The sequence below is a fragment of the Alicyclobacillus fodiniaquatilis genome, assembly GCF_042678105.1.
GTDB classification, from domain to species: Bacteria; Bacillota; Bacilli; order Alicyclobacillales; family Alicyclobacillaceae; genus Alicyclobacillus; species Alicyclobacillus fodiniaquatilis.
On record NZ_JBHUCX010000099.1, the window covers coordinates 204,776 to 221,111 of the forward strand.

Sequence of the window (16,336 nt, forward strand, 5' to 3'; positions counted from 1 at the left end):
GAGTTTGGCATATGTCACGGAGTTTCAGGCGCACGCTTTTAGGCCTGGCCGCATTGATTGTGATCGTGATTCTGGCTTGGCAAGGCATTACGGCTCATGGCAATCCGGATCCGACAACGAAAAATGTCGGTCACAGCGCAGCGATCATCGACACAGGTATTTTGGTTTTTAGGGAAGGTTTAGAGACAATTTTGGTCTTATCTGCAATTACGGCAAGTCTTGTGCGGACTCGTCAAGTGTATTGGAAACCCATTTCGGGCGGGGCGGGGTTGGCTTTTGCTGCAACCATTGTAACGTGGTTTGTCGTTGTTGGCATCATTGCCCTGGTGGGCCAAACGGCTCCGGAACTTGATATTCAAGCCGCAACTGGTCTACTCGCCATCGTTGTCTTGCTGGTCGTGATGAACTGGTTTTTTCACCGCATCTATTGGACTGGTTGGATTTCTATGCACAATCGGAAAAAGAAGCAAATCATCGACACGGTTGAGACGTCTTCTACTGGTTCTGCGGTGGAGGCGGCCAAGTCGGCAGCTTACAAAGGGCTGGTCATTCTCGGCTTCACATCTGTTTATCGCGAGGGATTTGAGGTTGTCCTATTCTTGCAAAGCATCCGCATGCAAGTGGGGTCTGGCGTCGTCGTGATTGGCGCGGCGCTTGGTTTAGCACTGTCTTTGCTGGTGGCAGTTCTCACATTTTTTGCGCATCAAAAGTTGCCATACAAAAAGATGCTTGTCTTCACTGGCGGCATGCTGGCAGTCGTCTTGCTGGTCATGGTTGGTGAGCAGATACAAGAGATGCAACTGGCTGGCTGGATGGGGACGACCACCATCCCTGTCAATATTCCGGATTGGCTTGGACTTTGGTTCTGCGTCTTTAACAATGTGCAAACCATCGTAGCACAGTTGATTGCCTTGTTGTTTGTCATTGGTTCTTACGTGGCTGCACAGTATGTTCGGGTATGGAAACCCCGGCGGCAATATGCGAAAAGCAGCGCGTCAGCCTAATGACTGACTGCGTGTTTATATCTAAGCTATTTTCCATTGTTCACGTGTAAACACGAACCGAGTGTATGACGGAATTTTTCAGATGGACGCATTCTGTGTATACTTATCTTTAATAAAGGTGATGGAGCTCACCACAACCGCCCGGAAGGGATAATGGCTCCTGCGCATGGTTTTTTCAATGTCGCAGGGGCCATTTCTTTTTTTCGGAGAACATGGATGTCGCGATGAGCGCGTTTTATTCTTCGATAACGGTGTGACATGTTGGCTACTAACTTTGTGATGGGGCGTGATCGACAATGGGGAAGTATTTAGAAATTCGCGTGCATGAGGGAGATCGGAAAGGCTGGTTTGGGAAATTGACCTACGAGGCGCTTGTTCAGTACTTGTGGAAATCCGGTGCGCCAGGCGTCACCGTTTTCCGTGGGAATGAAGGTCTGGACGAAGCAGGGCATTTTCAAAATGTCTACAATGAATACGCATCAGACAAATTGCCGATCACGTTACAGGTATATGGGGATGAAGCTGAAATTGACCACATGATGGAGGGCTTAGAAGCGCACATTCCACACAATGGGCAAGTTTTTGTCACAGAGAATGTATATTCAGCCAAACAGTTAGAGGGGGACTCAATCATGGGAGACGGCACTGTACTGAAGGTATATATGAAAGAGGAAGACCAATATGATAAAAAACCCTTATACCATGCACTGGTACTTGCCTTCAAAAAATTAGATGTGCTATGGGTCAGTGTGCAGAGCGCCATTGAAGGATTTGGCGCTGATCATGTCATGCGCAAATCGACGGTTTTTGAGTTTGCGGCGCATGCCCCGGTGCTTGTTGAAGCCGCATTGGAAGCGGACAAGGTGGACGCTGTTTTGCAACATATAAAACCACTCCTTGCATGCGCATCTGGCCCAGCGATTATTCTCAGGGGCGAAGTTGTCTCCATCGAGCCAGGTGACCATAAAAAAGATTGAACTCTTTTAAATCGAGTTGAACATGGTGCGCATTTGGTCGAAAAGGTTGGAGCGAAGGGGGACGAGTTCACTCGTCTCTCTTATCGCGTTGGGCCTTGAACGCATGATTCAACACTTCCGCAAATCCTTGCGGCGAAAAAGTAATGTCAATCCGAGTTGAACAACAATCGCAAATCATCGCCAAATGATTCCCGTAATTTTTTGATCGCTTCAGCTTGAATCTGGCGGATTCGCTCACGTGTCAAGCCAAAGAATAGACCGGTTTCCTCAAAGCTTTTCGGCTCCTCTCCGTTCAGGCCAAAACGCAACTGCAACACTTTTTCCTCTCTGGAGGACAATGTAGATAAGATCGCGTTAATTTCTCGTTGTCTGTCCTTTTCCAGGCTGGTTTGTTCAACGGATTGTGATTTGGTATCTTGTATAAAATCCTTGAGCAGGAAATTTCCTTCATCTCCATAGGGCGTTTCAAGAGATGTTGGCTCAGCGAGCATATTTTGCAGAATCTGCACAGTTTCAGACGGCACGGCTAGATGTTCTGCAAGGTCTTCTGCCGTTGGCGGTTGACCGGATTCACTCAACAGTTTGTTGGTAAGATTATTCACTTTAATCATTTTTCCATAAGCATAGACAGGAATGCGGATCATTTTCGATTTGTCCGCAAGCGCGCGCGTGATGGACTGACGAATCCACCATGTTGCATACGTGCTGAAGCGGCACCCTTTTTTGACGTTGAATTTTTTTGCTGCAGTGAGTAGCCCAAGGTTCCCTTCTTGAATTAGGTCTTCCATGTCCAAACCACGGTTCGTGTATTTTTTTGCAATGCTGACAACTAGGCGCAAATTCGCTTCAATCAACCTTCTTTGGGCTTCGTCGTCGCCTTGCTGAATTTGTGCACCGATTTGAATTTCTTCTTCATTGTCGAGCAATTTTTTCTTTCCAATTTGTTCTAAGTAAGAAGTGAGCACACTGTTTATACTGGTATTGCTTTCCTGATTATTCAAATTGGGCATCTGCGATCACTCCGTAGACGTGATAATAAAATAAAAAATGGCTCCTGCGACACGAGTTCGCAGGAGCCATTAGCCCAAAGGGCGGTTGTGGTGAGCTCCATCACCTATTCGATTATCTGCTATATCGGATTATACGCGCTTAGATCTCTGTCATGCAACTGTTATGGAATCGATTGCAAAAATTCTGTAAAGGGTTGTGACATTCATATTACAGCCTACAAATTAGACAGGGATACATCGCGATTCGAAATCAGAACAGATATGTTTTTGCACAAGTGACTAAAGTATGTTAAAACGTCACTGGCTTCCTGATAAGCATTGAGATCGACCTCATATCCTGTGCTCTATTTTATGGGGAGGCGTGAATTGATGAGAAAGGAAAGTGAACTTTACTTTCGAGGAAAGGGATGACACAATGACAAAGACACACTGGGAATTTGATTCCACCTGTCCACACTGTGGGAATGTGAATCATATTCAAGCGCCAATCGGGGAGTATGTTGTTCGTGTTCATTGCACACACTGTTCTCATGGATTTGACTACACCCATATTGTGCACAAACATCATGAGGTAAACGAGACCGACGATTGAATCAGGGTTCGTATATCACATGAATTTCTGTATATAGGCGATGGAGTTCGCCAAAACCGCTGGCAGCCCAGCTGATGACTCCTACCAGAATACATTTCTGGTAGGAGTCTGTTTTTTTCTAGGGGTTGTTCAAGGGAGCCATCTGTCGTCTTTGCAAGTCAAAAACAAATAAGTAGTGCCAGAGGAGAGAGACAATTGAGTAAAATAGCGCAGTTAAAAGCTCGTGAAATTTTGGATTCCAGAGGATTTCCGACCGTTGAAGTAGATGTCGTTTTGGAAAATGGATGTATGGGTAGGGCATCCGTGCCATCCGGGAAATCTACCGGACGCAACGAAGCCTATGAGCTTAGGGATGAGGATGAAGGGCGGTATCGTGGCAAAGGGGTTTTAAAGGTTGTAGAACATGTACAACAAGATATATTGCACTCAATTCGGGGGATGAGTGCTTTAGACCAAGCGGCAATAGACGATGCCTTGATTCAATTGGATGGCACGGATAACAAACAGCGCTTGGGCGCCAACGCCATACTGGGTGTCTCGCTTGCCACTGCCCGTGCTGCTGCAAAGTATAAAAATGTCCATTTGGTTGTGCACCTAGCGGAATTTGCTGGGCATCACTTGGATGATCTCACACTTCCGATTCCCATGATGAACGTCATCAATGGTGGCAAGCATGCAGACTCAGGCATTTCTGTTCAGGAGTTTAAGCTCGTTCCGCATGGAGCGACCAAAATCTCTCAAGCGATTCAAATGGGTGCAGAGACGTACCACGCTTTAAAGGATTTGCTGGCGCGCCAGGGACATCGCATTTCGGTGGGGGACGAAGGTGGATTTGCGCCGAAACTTGCGACGAACGAAGCGGCATTACAAATATTGTGCGAGGCCATTCTTGCAGCCGGTTATCAACCAGGCCAGGACATCTCCATTGGGCTGGATTTTGCCGCAAACGATTTTTATGCGAATGGAAAATATCATCTTGAGGGGCATGATTGGTCGTCTGACGATATGATCGAGTATTGTGTTCAATTGATCAATAAATTCCCGATTGTATCCATCGAAGATGGCCTTGCAGAGGATGATTGGGATGCTTGGCCGCGTTTGACGAATGCTTTAAAAAAGGTGCGGGTTCAGTGTCTGGGCGATGACATATTTGTGACAAATCCACGCATTTTTGCACAGGGAATCCAACAGGGGATTGCTGACGCCATTTTGATTAAACCAAATCAGATTGGCACGTTGACTGAGACGGTTCGCACCATGAAAATGGCTGCGGACGCTGGGTACAAAACGGTGATGTCGCATCGCTCCGGTGAGACGACCGATACTTTTATTGCCGATTTAGCCGTGGCGACCAACGCGAGGCAAATGAAATCAGGTGCACCAGCAAGAGGGGAACGCATCGAAAAGTATAACCAATTAATCAGACTGGCAGAAGAATTGCCGGATTTACAATTGGCGACTGGGTTATATCGGTTTTCATGACGGATTGAAATGAAATACCGGGCGAATCAGGCTCGCCTGGTATTTGATATGCGTGTGGAAAGGCGGAAATGATTTGGCATCGATTTCGTTTGTTTTAATGATTGTGCTGCTCGTCATTCTGGTCATTTCGCCAGCATCCTTGTTTGGATACCTGTATATCTTGTCAAAGAAACCCCAACATTCTGTCGTGCGGGCTCACCCCTATTTGGGATGGATGCGCTATCTTCTGGAGAAACTCGGGCCGGAATTTCGTCAGTACTGGTTTGATGATGATACGTCTGGAAAGCCATTTTCCAGAAGTGATTTTCTGGCGGTTGTGTTTGCGTCGAAGTATCGAAGCGATTTAATCAGTTTTGGCGGCAAACGCAATTATGATGAACCTGGGTTCTATTTGTCGAATGATTTATTCCCGAAACTGGTGGAAGAACTGCGCGTGGATAACCGCGTACAGGTTGAAGGACACAAATACAAAATCATTCGTGAAGGGCTGTTTACACGCCATGAAAAAATGATCGAGGATCAGGCGCAGCGATGGCTGTATGACGATGCGGAGGCCCTTGTCATCGGACAAAATCTCCAATACCCGTGGATTGTCAAAGGGATGTTTGGCGTATCAGCGACTTCGTACGGAGCGGTGGGGGAGCATTACATCGAGTCGACGGGAAGCGGTGCATTGATGGCGGGCGGATCGTGGATGAATACTGGGGAAGGTGGCGTGGCGCCTGAACATCTGGCGACAGGGGTGGACATCATCGCCCAAATCGGTCCTGGCATGTTTGGATTTCGTGATGAAAACGGCCATTTTTCATTTGAAGAATTCCAGAAAAAAGCCTTAGAACAAAATATTAAAGCGTTTGAATTGAAGTTTCATCAGGGCGCAAAAATTCGTGGTGGTCATTTGGAAGGCGCTAAAGTCAATCACAAAATTGCTGCGGTCCGCAAAGTGCCGATTGGCCAAACGGTCAATTCGCCGAATCGATTTCCTTTTCTCAAAAACGAGGCCGATGCATTGCGATTTGTGAAACAATTGCAGTTGAAAGGTGGAAAACCCGTTGGTATCAAGATCACCATTGGCGATGGTGGCAGAATCGAAAATTTTTTCGAAATGATGCTCAAGTTGGACATATACCCTGATTTTCTAACAGTAGATGGGAGTGAAGGCGGTTCAGGCGCAACTTTCAAATCTATGGCGGACGGAATGGGGCTGCCGTTGTACACTGCGCTTTTACTCTTGGATGACATGGCAAGACAATACGGAATCCGGGACAAAATGAAAATCTTTGCTGCGGGGAAATTGATCACACCTGATAAAGTGGCCATTGCGCTTGCTTTGGGGGCTGATTGTGTCAACTCAGCGCGGGGGTTCATGATGGCGAACGGCTGTATCATGGCCATGCAGTGTCATACAGGAAAGTGCCCAACCGGGGTGACGACAACGGATCCAAAATTCCAATCTGCGTTGGTTCCTAGCGAAAAACGTTGGCGCGTGATGAATTATATTTTACAGATGCGAGAGAGTGTGTTTGCCTTGGCAGCAGCTTGTGGTTTGAACAGCCCACGGGAATTGAGGCGAGAGCACGTCGTTTTTAAAAATGAATATGGGCGGACGGTACGTGTATCGGAATTGTTTCCCTATCCAAGTGTGGGCGCATCAAAATCATCGGCAGAGGAGATCAGCTAAATTTACGTATTGTGATATATCCCAGCATGTTGGCAGCGAACTTGACATCTCTTGACATCGTACTTTTGATTTGTGAAATGCTCAAAGTCTAAAATGCTAGGAGAATCGTTGATGATAGATGACATTGTAAAAGAGCTTGAATCCCTGCCGCAAAGTGAACTTCAATCGATTTATGAACTCATTGTCGCCAAAAAAGCGACATACCACACTTCCCTGGCCTTTGTGCAAGAATTGATGGGATTTTCCAGCCAGGGAGAAGTGAACGGAAAATATGTATACCATATGAAGGTCTACAACGAGTTGCTGAATCGGTATGGAATTTTACATGGTGGGTTAATGACTGCGTTTATTGACACGGCCATGGCGGAAACGACGTTTATTGTCGACAATACTGTTGAACGGGCATTGACATTGAACATAACAGTGGATTTTATCAAACCTGGGCTGGAGGGCGCGATACTTCGAGCAGAGGTGGATACCGTACAAAACAGTCATTCCATTATCGTTTTCCATGTGAATGTATTTGATGAAAATCATGAACTGAAGGCGACTGCGTTAGCTCATTTTTATAAACAGCACAAACGAAAAGTTTGAGTTGGTTGATGCGATTTGTGAACTGTTTACAAAACAAAAATGACTCCCGCGAGGTTAAAATTTCGCAGGAGTCATTAGCCCTTTTGGACATTAAGGTGAACTCCATCACCGATGCGTTTGTGACCATGGTATGCCTCGTCACTCATCTTGCAACGAACACTCGCCTAGTTCGAGGGGGCTGGATACCCCACGAATATCTCGAAGCCATTCGAGAAAGGGCGAACTCCAAAGGTTTGAGATAGTATAAGCAACTCATTTCAGAATGGCTACAGCCATTCGCCTCCTCCATCCATAAATTCAGAACCCAATCTCGTTTTCTAGTAATTGGACATGTTGCCTAGTCCATTTGTCCGGTTCACCAAAGTCGCCAACTTCGTACCCTAGCGAATGACTAACTTATCGAACTGGGGTGTAAGCGATGAAGAGGACAAGTTTGAATACCATCACTGCGCAGGACGGTGAATGTGATGGGATGGGCATCAATTATTGTCGTCAATCTAATTGGAATCGGCTCTAACTTTGATAATACGGGTGTTGGGTTGGCATATGGTTCCGACAAAATCAAAATCCCACACTGGGTGAACGCCATCTCGAACGTCGTTGGCGGAACGATGGCTCTGTTAGGTGCATTTATCGGAGACAAAGTAGCAATATTCATGCCCGCCACCATGGCAGACTGGTTTGCATGTATCGCATTGTGTGGAATTGGGATGTTCTTTTGGTATGCTGCCTATATCCATCCGCGGCTTTCAAAACAGGGAACAAAGCTCTGGATCCCCACACCAGGTCTCTGGCAAGGGATTTTGCTCGGACTCGTCATGTCTCTGGACAATATTATTCTCGGTTTTGGTTCAACCGTGTCGGGAACAGCATCACTATGGGTATCCGCTATCAGCATCGCTCTCTGGGGGTACGTCATGTTGTGGTTAGGACACGTTATCGGTTACAGCATATTCGCGCAATTTGTTGGCAAGTACTCTTCGTTTGTTGCGGGAATCCTCCTGATTGCTGTTGGAATGTATCAAGTCTATGGATGAAGCCTACCAGTCCTCAAGGGGTGGAATGTTGTGCGTTAGCCCGTTTCATTCCACCCTAACTTCATTTATTTTTTGGCCTTGACGTTTCGGAAAATCGTGTGGCGAATCCCAAATCCGATGACCAGTATAGCGATGGTAATCAAGCACTGAAACGTGGTGCGCGGCGCATCATCGAGGTTTTCAATAAAATGTTTGATGGACGGTATATCTAACATCAGTGAAGCCGCCGCCCAAGCCATCATGCCCGCACCGATAGGTAAAATCCACTGCTTTTTCTCAATCTGTCGTGAGAGCAGTAATCCAACGTTCACAAAAACCGGAATTGTTCCTACAGATGAAATAATGAGCCAGAATCGATCCCCCTTTAACACAGATCCCAACCAAATCATGTTGTCTAAGTTCCCAAAGACTGTGAATATCCATAGCTTCGCAATGGTTCCGAATCTGCCAAACATCGCTCGATGTTGTGGACCGATGCCTAGCGTATGAATGGACATCCAACCGAGCAGAACAATTGCGATAACCCGGAACAATACATGACCCAACAAATGGTCAATACCTACAGCAAGCACAATTTGTGATGCCGCCAGTAAAACCCCGATGACTGACAACGTCACTCTTTTTTCCTCGACAGTCGTATTTGTTGGCAATAGCAGACCGACTAAAAGCGCGTTATCTACCGCAACGATCAGTGCAATGAGAATGATTCCTAATGACGATGTTTGCATATACCCCTCCAAAAATAAAAGCCCCTACTGCATGAAAAAATAAGCAGTAGGGGCTATTAGTTGGCTTGCGCCGACGGTTAAAGGTGAGCTCCATCACCGATTCAGTTGATATGATATATGCTCGGAATGCCTCGGGTATGTCCATCATCCAGTCCTCTTTCACATGAAGAGGATTGGAATTGCACAAGGTGATCTCGAAAATGCAGCCAAAAAAACCAAACTTGCATAGTTCTCCCCACTGCAAGTGACACAGTAGGAGTCATTAGCCAATTTGGCGGTTAACGGCGAACTCCATCGCCTGTATGCAGTTGTAAACCAAACTTGCAAGAGCTTCACGCTTCAACGAGGACATATGAACCGATTACAACATCCAATGTTCAAGTAGAACCATGGCGCTCAAAACAAGAATTTTATGCCGAGCAAAATTAACAATACAGCGCTGCATACCTCTCCTAGTTTACCAATGGTATTGCTTAATTTTCTCCCGATGAAAAGTCCAAATCCACACATGAGCATACTTGCAAGACCAAACGACAAAGCGGAAGCGATCCCGTAGGTCGTGCTGCGCAGCCCAAGTACAAAACCGACGGAGAGCGCGTCTATGGACACGCTCGCGGAAAACAACAGAAGCGTATAGAAGCTCGTAAAAACCGACTTTGAGCTATCGCTCTTTCCGAACAACTTGACATATAACATATGTGCGCCCATCCCGATTAAAAGTATGGAACCAAACCACATAGAAATGTGGCCAATATAATGCCCGATTGTGTTGCCAAACATCACGCCTCCTAGTGTGAACAATACGTGAAATACGCCGACAGCAACGCATAGCTGGACGGCTAATTTTGGACGTATACCAGCTAGTCCAATGCTGATGGACAGTGATAGCGCGTCCATTCCCAATGCTACTGACATCATCAGGATTACGAGATAAGTTTGAAAATGTTGGATCATTGTTGCAAAATTCCCCCTCTCTGCGATTTTCAACTGGCACCTATCCTATGCGTCGCTTGATTTCTTATGATGCCAAAAAATAATTGGGTGATTTCGTAGATCAAGCATCAATCATCTTGTTTTCACATAATATCGTTACAAACTGATTGTTATTTAGGTGATGGAGCTCGCCTTTAACCGCCCGTATTCCGGGCTAATAGCCCCTACTGCTTATTTTGTGATGCAGTAGGGGCTTTTTTATGCGAGAGAGGTGCACACAATGGAGGCATGGTTGGGGATTTGCGCAATTGTCATCATCATGGCATTTGATTATATTTTGCTGAATTCTGCTGGCGTCTGCGCGCTAATTTGCACTATGGAAATCCCGCACTTCCAATTACACGGATGGCGGCGATACGATGTCGCCACGTCTTTGTGTCTAAATCCTCCATGAGAAGCGATGGGGCAGCAACGATTCGGTGATCAAAAACAGTCATTTGATGAAACAGACGAGAGGGACGGCAATATCGCACATGTAGGCACCATCGGTGTTTAGCAAGGTTTCATACACCTGCGGATGTTGTGGCGGCTGGTCGATCATTGGATTGAGAACACCTACATTGTGTGTACGCCAGTTTACAGCGCATGGTTCGGGCGTGCAGGAAGACGAGGACCAAGTTTATCCCTGGGTTCATCGACTGATGCATAGCAGCTTGTGAAATTTGGGCAATTGTTAGTCACAGGATCCAGCGTAAATCATACGCTAAAGCAACAATAGAATTGGTGATGGAGCTCACCACAACATCCGAGAGGATAATGGCTCCTGCGAACGTCATTCGCAGGAGCCATTTTGTCGTTTAAGGGGGTCTGATGCGATGAACATCGTATCAATACTGATTTTTGGATTTATCGGCGGCATCATCAGATTCGTTTGGACCAATGGGAACTCAGCAGATGTTTTGTTTGTGAATGCACTAGGGGCGCTCATTCTGGGTGTACTGTACGTGCTCTGGCAGAGGGCCCATGTGAAACCGTGGTTAGAAATCGGCTTAAGTGCAGGGTTCATCGGATCTTTCACCACTTTTTCTTCGTTGATGATTGAAATAGTTCAGTTTTATCCAAATCACTGGTTCTATAGCATGATATGGATACTGGCATCTTTTGGAGCGATTGCATTGTGTGCAGTAGGGATGGGCTTCACAAATTATTTCACTATGCATTTTAACTCAAAGGATGATGCCCAAAATAATGAGCAAAGCGCCTGAAAGGATGGCGGTGTGTTGTTTTAGTTGCGGCGTTTCTCCAATAAAAAAATGTGAAGGCAACACGAAACATACGATGCAGAAAAAACCGGCGAACATCGCGGTTAACCAGACGTTCATGTGAGAAAAGCCAACGGCAAACCCCATGGCTAAATCGGTCAATATTTGCGCAAGCCCAATCAACATCATCTCGTGGAAATGGATTGTTACAGGCGTATCGGGATGATGATGATTGTAAAAAGTGTGAAAAATGGTCCATGTTCCGATGGCAATCATCAGGAAAGAACCAAGCAGATTGCACGCCCGTGTAGAGAGCAGAGGTTCTATGTGAATGCTAGTCAAGCCGCCGAGCAAGCAGGCGGCCATAGAGAAGCATGCTGTGGCAAGAAACAGGCTGTATCTGATGCCTCTTTTATAACGAGTGAAGGACAAAGCAAGCCCGATGTCGCTGAGATTGGAACATGCGCCAATGGTCGCGCTGAACATGATAGCACTGATGGTCATGTCGATGTACCTCCGCCTGCTGGTAAAAAACTTGTTACCATTAGGATATGGAAGTGACATCAATTGCTACATGGACAGGCGACTACTGGGCAATGCGCGGAATGTTCATAGCCATAGTTGAATCATCCATGCCACAATCAGACCAATGCCAAATGAGCTGATGATGTACACCAGTGCCAGCCAGGCATTGGCACGAAACAGGCGAACGGTTTCGACGGACATAGTCGAGAATGTGGTAAAGCCACCGCAAAAACCGGTGCCTAAAAGCACCCACATCGCAGTCGAATAGGGTTCGAACCATTGTGCAAAAAGTCCCAGAAGAATTGTGCCAGCGATATTGATGACCCAAGTTCCCCAAGGAAAGGGGCTATTGTTGATTTTCGCAAACAATTGCCCCAAACTATACCGTGCGATCGCGCCTACGGCTGCGCCACCGCCTGCCAAAAAGATCAACAACGGCGTCATGCAGTTTCCTCCTCAAATTGCTGGAGCATGCGCGTGTTGACGAACGTGACGCAAAAATCGCCAGCATAGGCGAGTAGAGGGCCAATGACGATGCTGGACACCGCATAAATCAGTCCCAGGAATGCGTGATGATTTTCCATGCTGACAGTGCCCACGCAAAAGGTGGAAAACGTGGTATATGAACCGATGACACCTGTTGCAATGCCGTTGCGCAGCCAAGGTTTTATGTTCTTGAGGTCTGCGATGCCGTAAAAAATTCCAAGGGCCAGACAGCCAGATAAATTGATAATTAAAATATCCAGGGCAAACCCACCAGGGGTTGGTATCACGAAGGTCAGTAAATAACGAATGATGCCGCCGATGATCCCTCCGACAAAAATCGCGATGTAGTTCATGATATATGTCCTCCTTTATTTGAATTTCAAAATCTCAATAAAAATGGCTCCTGCGAATTTGTCTTCGCAGGAGCCATTATCCCTTGCGGGCGGTTTTGGCGAGCTCCATCACCGATTCAATTACTTCACTTTATTATACCGGATAAATGCCTAGATGCGCAATTGAGGATCGATTTATCAGCATCAGAAATGAACACGTCTTCTGAAATGCTGGATATTTTTGTATGCAGATCGTGTAAAAAACAAGAAATGATTACAAAATAGGCAGTTGTCGTGCCAATGAGTCCGTCATCTGTGTATTTGTGAAGGGTCAAATTCGATTCGGGGGGCGAGTGTATGGCGGATTGTCCAGAGGTACAAGTAGGTCATGTTGAAGTGTCTGGAGAGGATTACAGCAAAATACAATTCATGGTGGACAGGGGGCAAAATCTATGGCGTTTGAGTCCAGTGCGCACAGCGCAAATTGTTGGCAGCACATATTTCGGTTTGAGCCCCAACGATGCATACACTTTGGTTGAGCGGTATATTGATACAGATTCCGGTTTGCCCAATGCGGTCGTCCGCGTGAAACACGGTCCCTGCACGTTTCTCGTACAGCTTTACCAACCCGAAAAAAGGGGGGCAAAGGGGATTTGGGTGGCTGAAAGCATCACGCCCATCTGATGATGAGGTGAACTTGGTTGCGTCAATGTATAGGAGAGACTTCGGCATCCATATTGTGAGGCGTGGCTGGATTGGAAATCGTGACTTCTAGGAACGCCTCGTTTGTGTTCATCGTCTGATATGCAATCGCGTATCGCCATGTCGCGACTGAATGGTCAATGTCGCCGCGATATCCCTGGCCCTGCTCGCGATGATGTCAAGTCCATACCTTCCGTCTCGAACAGCGTCGGTGTTGAACCCAATGCCGTTATCTTGAATCATAAAAGACCAGTGACCTGAATTTTCCTCATCTGCGCTGAATGTCACGGTTACCTGTGTCGCTCTTGCGTGTTTGACGACATTCGTGATGCTCTCTTGAAGAATCCCAAACAATTGAACCTGTTCTGCTGGGCTCAGTTGGCCGACAGAACGAGCAACTTGAAAGTCCCATGCAATATCATTTCCGGATAATGTCTTCTCCAAAAACGTGCGTATTCTATCCTCTAGATTTGCGCCTTCCATCGTATTGTGTTTTAAATTAAAAATGGCTTGCCGCACATTTTCATCAATTTCGCGCAAGGAAAGTAAAACATCGTTCAGATTGTGCGCCAAGGTTTTGTCAGCGTGATCGAGGCACATGGTTTTTGCTGCGGTGACTTGTACGCCTGCATAGAAAATGGATTGGGCAATTTGGTCATGAAGCACGCGAGCCAGGCGTTCTCGCTCTTCCAGGACTGCCCGTGACGCTTTTTCTTGGCTGAGTTCTTGTTCTTTCTTGGCGTAGGCCAGGAACAATTTTCGTGCGACCAGCGCGATGACACCTGCATCAATACATGCTGTCACCCAGTTTCCCAATTCTGTGGGCAGGATGTTTTCGAGCAAGGTGTGCCGGAGTGTCTCAAACAGGCCAATGACAATCGCCGGAATCAAAAATAGAGAAACTTTTATCCGTGATGGAACCATGTGAACTGGAACCTCCAAAAAAGTAATGATGTGGCGCATGCGCGCAGACCAAAACTATTATACTATCGTAAATAAAAGTGGAAAAAGCAATTGCGTTTACTGTTTTGGGAGGGTCCATCATGAAAACATATGATATTCTCGTGGCGGACGACAGCGAGAGCGCTCGGAAGGCCATCAGCATTCTCTTGGATGCTGACCCACGCTTTCATGTGGTGGCAGAAGCGACAAATGGACGAGAGGCAGTGGAAAAGGCGGTGCAGCTTATGCCGGATCTCGTTCTGATGGACATCAACATGCCAGAGATGAACGGATTTGAGGCGACGCGTGTCATCAAGCGGGAATTGCCGTATATGATGGTCGTCATTTTGAGTGTTTCGGACGATGCCGCAGATCTGTTTGAAGCCATCCGCAACGGCGCTCAGGGATACTTGGTGAAAAGTCTGCAGCCTGCCGATTGGGTCGCTTACTTGCATGGTGTTTTGGCGGGGGAAGTCGCTGTCACACAACCGATTGCCGAGAAGATTTTAGCCGAGTTTAAGACAAGTTCGGATAAAGAAGCGTTTGCCATATCCGATAAACTGACGTCACGCGAGCGAGAGATCCTCCAATATGTGAGCAAGGGACAAACAAATAAAGTTATTGCAGAAGCGTTGTATATTTCAGAGAATACGGTCAAAAATCATCTCAAGAACATCATGGCCAAATTGCATATCAAAAACCGTGTGCAATTGGCGATTTATGCGCGTGATCACGTGGGGGATGCGTAGGCAAGACAACATCACGCCCACGTCACGCGCTTTATTGTCTCCACTGTCGCCGCAAAAAGGTTCACAACTTCTCCAAATCCTCATCACAATATGGCCCGAACGGGTCAACGACAATTCCGCTCTTCGTTCGTACAATCGTTCATATGTCTAGGCAGTTGCCTACGGTAGATCGCGAGCGCCATCAGACCATGAGAATGGGAGCCAATCGTGGCAGCGTGGATGGCGCACGCAAAGGTGCCGACTTTGTTTGCAGAATAGATTGTGCACAGAGAGGATTGTTCAGTATGCAAATGACAAACAGACGTGTGATCACAGGCGTGTTTTTCGCGTGTTTGGCAGTGGCGCTCACAGGCTGTGGAACGACAGATGCAAAAGATTCCTCCAATCATACCGTGAAGGCTGCGAGCGCAGATGCGCATGCCATCACAGTCACCGATGGAACTGGGGCAAAGGTCACACTGCAAAAACCAGCGACCAGCTTCGTCTGTTTGGATCCTTCTGCCATTGAGATGTTGAAAGATCTCGGTGAGAAGGATATAGCCTATGACAATGGGGATCAATTATTTGTCAAAATGGTATTCGGGTCATATGCGAGCAAGTTGAAGCAGATTGGCGGTTCGTGGGAGCAGCCGAATGTCGAGGACATTCTTGCTGATCATCCGGATTTGGTCATTGGCGACGCATATCCACACGCAGAGATCAAACCAGCGCTGAAAGGGGTAGCGCCGATGTATCTGATCTCACGCAGTGGCGGATACAAGCAGTCAATGCAGGATTTTGTGAATTTAGGCGTGTTGACAGGACACAAGGCGACAGCCGAACGAGATGTCAAAGCATTTATGCAGGATTTACATACGTCTGTCAAAGCGTCTCCGAAAAATGAAACCTCTTTGATCATCTGGGGGGATTCACCGACTGACTTTGAGGTGCCGACTGTGGATGATCCGTCCGCTTCCGTGCTCGCCGCCATCAGCAAATACCCCTGGGGTGGCAAAGGCGCGCAGGGCATGAATCTATCTTTGGACAAAATCCTACAGGTGAATCCAGATGTCATTTTTGTCGAGTCCATAGCCAAATTGGACAATCCCAAAGCGCCGACCTTATCGTCGCAACTGGCTTCAAACCCGCTATGGGCGCAATTAAAAGCGGTCAAAGACCATCATGTTTACGAGGTGAATCCAGAAGTCTGGCACTCCGACAGAGGCGGTCTTGGTTTGGAAAAGATCCTTGACCAGGCCATGCAAAAAATGTATCCGAGTCTGCATGAAACCAAATAAGGCGCGCCTGACAGGTTGAGAGG

At 46.9% G+C, this 16,336-nt stretch carries 17 protein-coding genes and 9 riboswitches; of the genes, 10 read left to right on the plus strand and 7 right to left on the minus strand.

Annotated features, from left to right (window positions below; genetic code table 11):
- The first annotated feature begins 11 nt into the window (after window positions 1-11).
- Both ACFSB2_RS24735 and ACFSB2_RS24740 read left to right on the plus strand, forming a co-directional pair.
- Window positions 12-1,004, plus strand: coding sequence for an FTR1 family protein (locus ACFSB2_RS24735; RefSeq protein WP_377945796.1), 993 nt, complete (start codon window positions 12-14; stop codon window positions 1,002-1,004).
- Window positions 1,005-1,112: 108 nt separating this feature from the next.
- Window positions 1,113-1,174, plus strand: a riboswitch (Fluoride riboswitch).
- A 126-nt stretch (window positions 1,175-1,300) separates the two neighbouring features.
- On the plus strand, window positions 1,301-1,981 hold the full coding sequence (locus ACFSB2_RS24740; protein WP_377945797.1) for a DUF190 domain-containing protein: 681 nt from the start codon (window positions 1,301-1,303) through the stop codon (window positions 1,979-1,981).
- Between the two features lie 146 nt (window positions 1,982-2,127).
- Here the strand turns inward: ACFSB2_RS24740 and ACFSB2_RS24745 are convergent, their stop codons facing one another.
- Window positions 2,128-2,991 (minus strand): sigma-70 family RNA polymerase sigma factor, encoded by an 864-nt coding sequence (locus ACFSB2_RS24745; protein ID WP_377945798.1) that lies wholly within the window; start codon window positions 2,989-2,991, stop codon window positions 2,128-2,130.
- A gap of 53 nt (window positions 2,992-3,044) precedes the next feature.
- Window positions 3,045-3,105: riboswitch (Fluoride riboswitch) on the minus strand.
- A gap of 505 nt (window positions 3,106-3,610) precedes the next feature.
- Window positions 3,611-3,674: riboswitch (Fluoride riboswitch) on the plus strand.
- Between the two features lie 104 nt (window positions 3,675-3,778).
- Here ACFSB2_RS24745 and eno point away from each other — a divergent pair.
- The 4 genes from eno to ACFSB2_RS24765 all read left to right on the plus strand — a co-directional run bounded on the left by eno (window position 3,779) and on the right by ACFSB2_RS24765 (window position 8,377).
- Entirely contained in the window at window positions 3,779-5,065 is a 1,287-nt protein-coding gene (gene eno / locus ACFSB2_RS24750; RefSeq protein WP_377945799.1) for a phosphopyruvate hydratase, read from the plus strand.
- Between the two features lie 97 nt (window positions 5,066-5,162).
- Complete coding sequence (locus ACFSB2_RS24755; protein WP_377946014.1) at window positions 5,163-6,746, plus strand: glutamate synthase-related protein; 1,584 nt, start codon at window positions 5,163-5,165, stop codon at window positions 6,744-6,746.
- Window positions 6,747-6,857: 111 nt separating this feature from the next.
- Window positions 6,858-7,340 carry a PaaI family thioesterase gene (locus ACFSB2_RS24760; protein ID WP_377945800.1) on the plus strand — a complete coding sequence of 161 codons (483 nt, stop codon included), beginning with the start codon at window positions 6,858-6,860 and terminating at the stop codon, window positions 7,338-7,340.
- 58 nt (window positions 7,341-7,398) lie between these two features.
- Window positions 7,399-7,459: riboswitch (Fluoride riboswitch) on the minus strand.
- Between the two features lie 348 nt (window positions 7,460-7,807).
- Window positions 7,808-8,377, plus strand: a complete 570-nt coding sequence (locus tag ACFSB2_RS24765) for a manganese efflux pump MntP (protein WP_377945801.1) — start codon at window positions 7,808-7,810, stop codon at window positions 8,375-8,377.
- A 65-nt stretch (window positions 8,378-8,442) separates the two neighbouring features.
- Here ACFSB2_RS24765 and ACFSB2_RS24770 read toward each other — a convergent pair whose 3' ends face one another.
- Window positions 8,443-9,105: a hypothetical protein gene (locus tag ACFSB2_RS24770; protein WP_377945802.1), complete on the minus strand. Its 663-nt coding sequence runs from the start codon at window positions 9,103-9,105 to the stop codon at window positions 8,443-8,445.
- A 40-nt stretch (window positions 9,106-9,145) separates the two neighbouring features.
- Window positions 9,146-9,212, minus strand: a riboswitch (Fluoride riboswitch).
- 139 nt (window positions 9,213-9,351) lie between these two features.
- A riboswitch (Fluoride riboswitch) is annotated at window positions 9,352-9,413 on the minus strand.
- Between the two features lie 88 nt (window positions 9,414-9,501).
- Window positions 9,502-10,059 (minus strand): manganese efflux pump MntP, encoded by a 558-nt coding sequence (locus ACFSB2_RS24775; protein ID WP_377945803.1) that lies wholly within the window; start codon window positions 10,057-10,059, stop codon window positions 9,502-9,504.
- A 147-nt stretch (window positions 10,060-10,206) separates the two neighbouring features.
- Window positions 10,207-10,272, plus strand: a riboswitch (Fluoride riboswitch).
- 539 nt (window positions 10,273-10,811) lie between these two features.
- A riboswitch (Fluoride riboswitch) is annotated at window positions 10,812-10,871 on the plus strand.
- Window positions 10,872-10,913: 42 nt separating this feature from the next.
- Between ACFSB2_RS24775 and ACFSB2_RS24780 the strand changes: the two genes are divergently transcribed.
- Window positions 10,914-11,303 carry a FluC/FEX family fluoride channel gene (locus ACFSB2_RS24780; protein ID WP_377945804.1) on the plus strand — a complete coding sequence of 130 codons (390 nt, stop codon included), beginning with the start codon at window positions 10,914-10,916 and terminating at the stop codon, window positions 11,301-11,303.
- Here ACFSB2_RS24780 and ACFSB2_RS24785 read toward each other — a convergent pair.
- From ACFSB2_RS24785 to ACFSB2_RS24795, 3 genes are all read right to left on the minus strand, one after another.
- Entirely contained in the window at window positions 11,265-11,804 is a 540-nt protein-coding gene (locus tag ACFSB2_RS24785) for a manganese efflux pump (protein WP_377945805.1), read from the minus strand. The genes ACFSB2_RS24780 and ACFSB2_RS24785 overlap by 39 nt on opposite strands.
- A gap of 105 nt (window positions 11,805-11,909) precedes the next feature.
- Window positions 11,910-12,269 (minus strand): fluoride efflux transporter FluC, encoded by a 360-nt coding sequence (locus ACFSB2_RS24790; RefSeq protein ID WP_377945806.1) that lies wholly within the window; start codon window positions 12,267-12,269, stop codon window positions 11,910-11,912.
- Window positions 12,266-12,664 carry a FluC/FEX family fluoride channel gene (locus tag ACFSB2_RS24795; RefSeq protein WP_377945807.1) on the minus strand — a complete coding sequence of 133 codons (399 nt, stop codon included), beginning with the start codon at window positions 12,662-12,664 and terminating at the stop codon, window positions 12,266-12,268. Before ACFSB2_RS24795 ends, ACFSB2_RS24790 begins: the two co-directional genes overlap by 4 nt.
- A gap of 60 nt (window positions 12,665-12,724) precedes the next feature.
- Window positions 12,725-12,786, minus strand: a riboswitch (Fluoride riboswitch).
- A 214-nt stretch (window positions 12,787-13,000) separates the two neighbouring features.
- Between ACFSB2_RS24795 and ACFSB2_RS24800 the strand changes: the two genes are divergently transcribed.
- Window positions 13,001-13,327 (plus strand): hypothetical protein, encoded by a 327-nt coding sequence (locus ACFSB2_RS24800; RefSeq protein WP_377945808.1) that lies wholly within the window; start codon window positions 13,001-13,003, stop codon window positions 13,325-13,327.
- A 108-nt stretch (window positions 13,328-13,435) separates the two neighbouring features.
- Here the strand turns inward: ACFSB2_RS24800 and ACFSB2_RS24805 are convergent, their stop codons facing one another.
- A complete protein-coding gene (locus ACFSB2_RS24805) occupies window positions 13,436-14,269 on the minus strand; it encodes a sensor histidine kinase (protein ID WP_377945809.1) in 834 nt (277 codons plus the stop codon).
- A gap of 119 nt (window positions 14,270-14,388) precedes the next feature.
- On the opposite strand from ACFSB2_RS24805, the gene ACFSB2_RS24810 reads away from it, so the two are divergent.
- Together ACFSB2_RS24810 and ACFSB2_RS24815 are read left to right on the plus strand one after the other, a co-directional pair.
- Window positions 14,389-15,036: a response regulator gene (locus ACFSB2_RS24810; RefSeq protein WP_377945810.1), complete on the plus strand. Its 648-nt coding sequence runs from the start codon at window positions 14,389-14,391 to the stop codon at window positions 15,034-15,036.
- Window positions 15,037-15,320: 284 nt separating this feature from the next.
- The gene (locus ACFSB2_RS24815) at window positions 15,321-16,313 is read left to right on the plus strand and encodes an ABC transporter substrate-binding protein (protein WP_377945811.1); all 993 of its coding nucleotides are present in this window, start codon (window positions 15,321-15,323) and stop codon (window positions 16,311-16,313) included.
- The last annotated feature ends 23 nt before the right edge of the window (window positions 16,314-16,336 follow it).

Coding starts and splice junctions, on each gene's coding strand:
- ACFSB2_RS24735 (WP_377945796.1), top strand. CDS start 12: ATGTCACGGAGTTTCAGGCGCACGCTTTTAGGCCTGGCCGCATTGATT.
- ACFSB2_RS24740 (WP_377945797.1), top strand. CDS start 1,301: ATGGGGAAGTATTTAGAAATTCGCGTGCATGAGGGAGATCGGAAAGGC.
- ACFSB2_RS24745 (WP_377945798.1), bottom strand. CDS start 2,991: ATGCCCAATTTGAATAATCAGGAAAGCAATACCAGTATAAACAGTGTG.
- ACFSB2_RS24755 (WP_377946014.1), top strand. CDS start 5,163: ATGATTGTGCTGCTCGTCATTCTGGTCATTTCGCCAGCATCCTTGTTT.
- ACFSB2_RS24760 (WP_377945800.1), top strand. CDS start 6,858: ATGATAGATGACATTGTAAAAGAGCTTGAATCCCTGCCGCAAAGTGAA.
- ACFSB2_RS24765 (WP_377945801.1), top strand. CDS start 7,808: ATGGGATGGGCATCAATTATTGTCGTCAATCTAATTGGAATCGGCTCT.
- ACFSB2_RS24770 (WP_377945802.1), bottom strand. CDS start 9,105: ATGCAAACATCGTCATTAGGAATCATTCTCATTGCACTGATCGTTGCG.
- ACFSB2_RS24775 (WP_377945803.1), bottom strand. CDS start 10,059: ATGATCCAACATTTTCAAACTTATCTCGTAATCCTGATGATGTCAGTA.
- ACFSB2_RS24780 (WP_377945804.1), top strand. CDS start 10,914: ATGAACATCGTATCAATACTGATTTTTGGATTTATCGGCGGCATCATC.
- ACFSB2_RS24785 (WP_377945805.1), bottom strand. CDS start 11,804: ATGACCATCAGTGCTATCATGTTCAGCGCGACCATTGGCGCATGTTCC.
- ACFSB2_RS24790 (WP_377945806.1), bottom strand. CDS start 12,269: ATGACGCCGTTGTTGATCTTTTTGGCAGGCGGTGGCGCAGCCGTAGGC.
- ACFSB2_RS24795 (WP_377945807.1), bottom strand. CDS start 12,664: ATGAACTACATCGCGATTTTTGTCGGAGGGATCATCGGCGGCATCATT.
- ACFSB2_RS24800 (WP_377945808.1), top strand. CDS start 13,001: ATGGCGGATTGTCCAGAGGTACAAGTAGGTCATGTTGAAGTGTCTGGA.
- ACFSB2_RS24805 (WP_377945809.1), bottom strand. CDS start 14,269: ATGGTTCCATCACGGATAAAAGTTTCTCTATTTTTGATTCCGGCGATT.
- ACFSB2_RS24810 (WP_377945810.1), top strand. CDS start 14,389: ATGAAAACATATGATATTCTCGTGGCGGACGACAGCGAGAGCGCTCGG.
- ACFSB2_RS24815 (WP_377945811.1), top strand. CDS start 15,321: ATGCAAATGACAAACAGACGTGTGATCACAGGCGTGTTTTTCGCGTGT.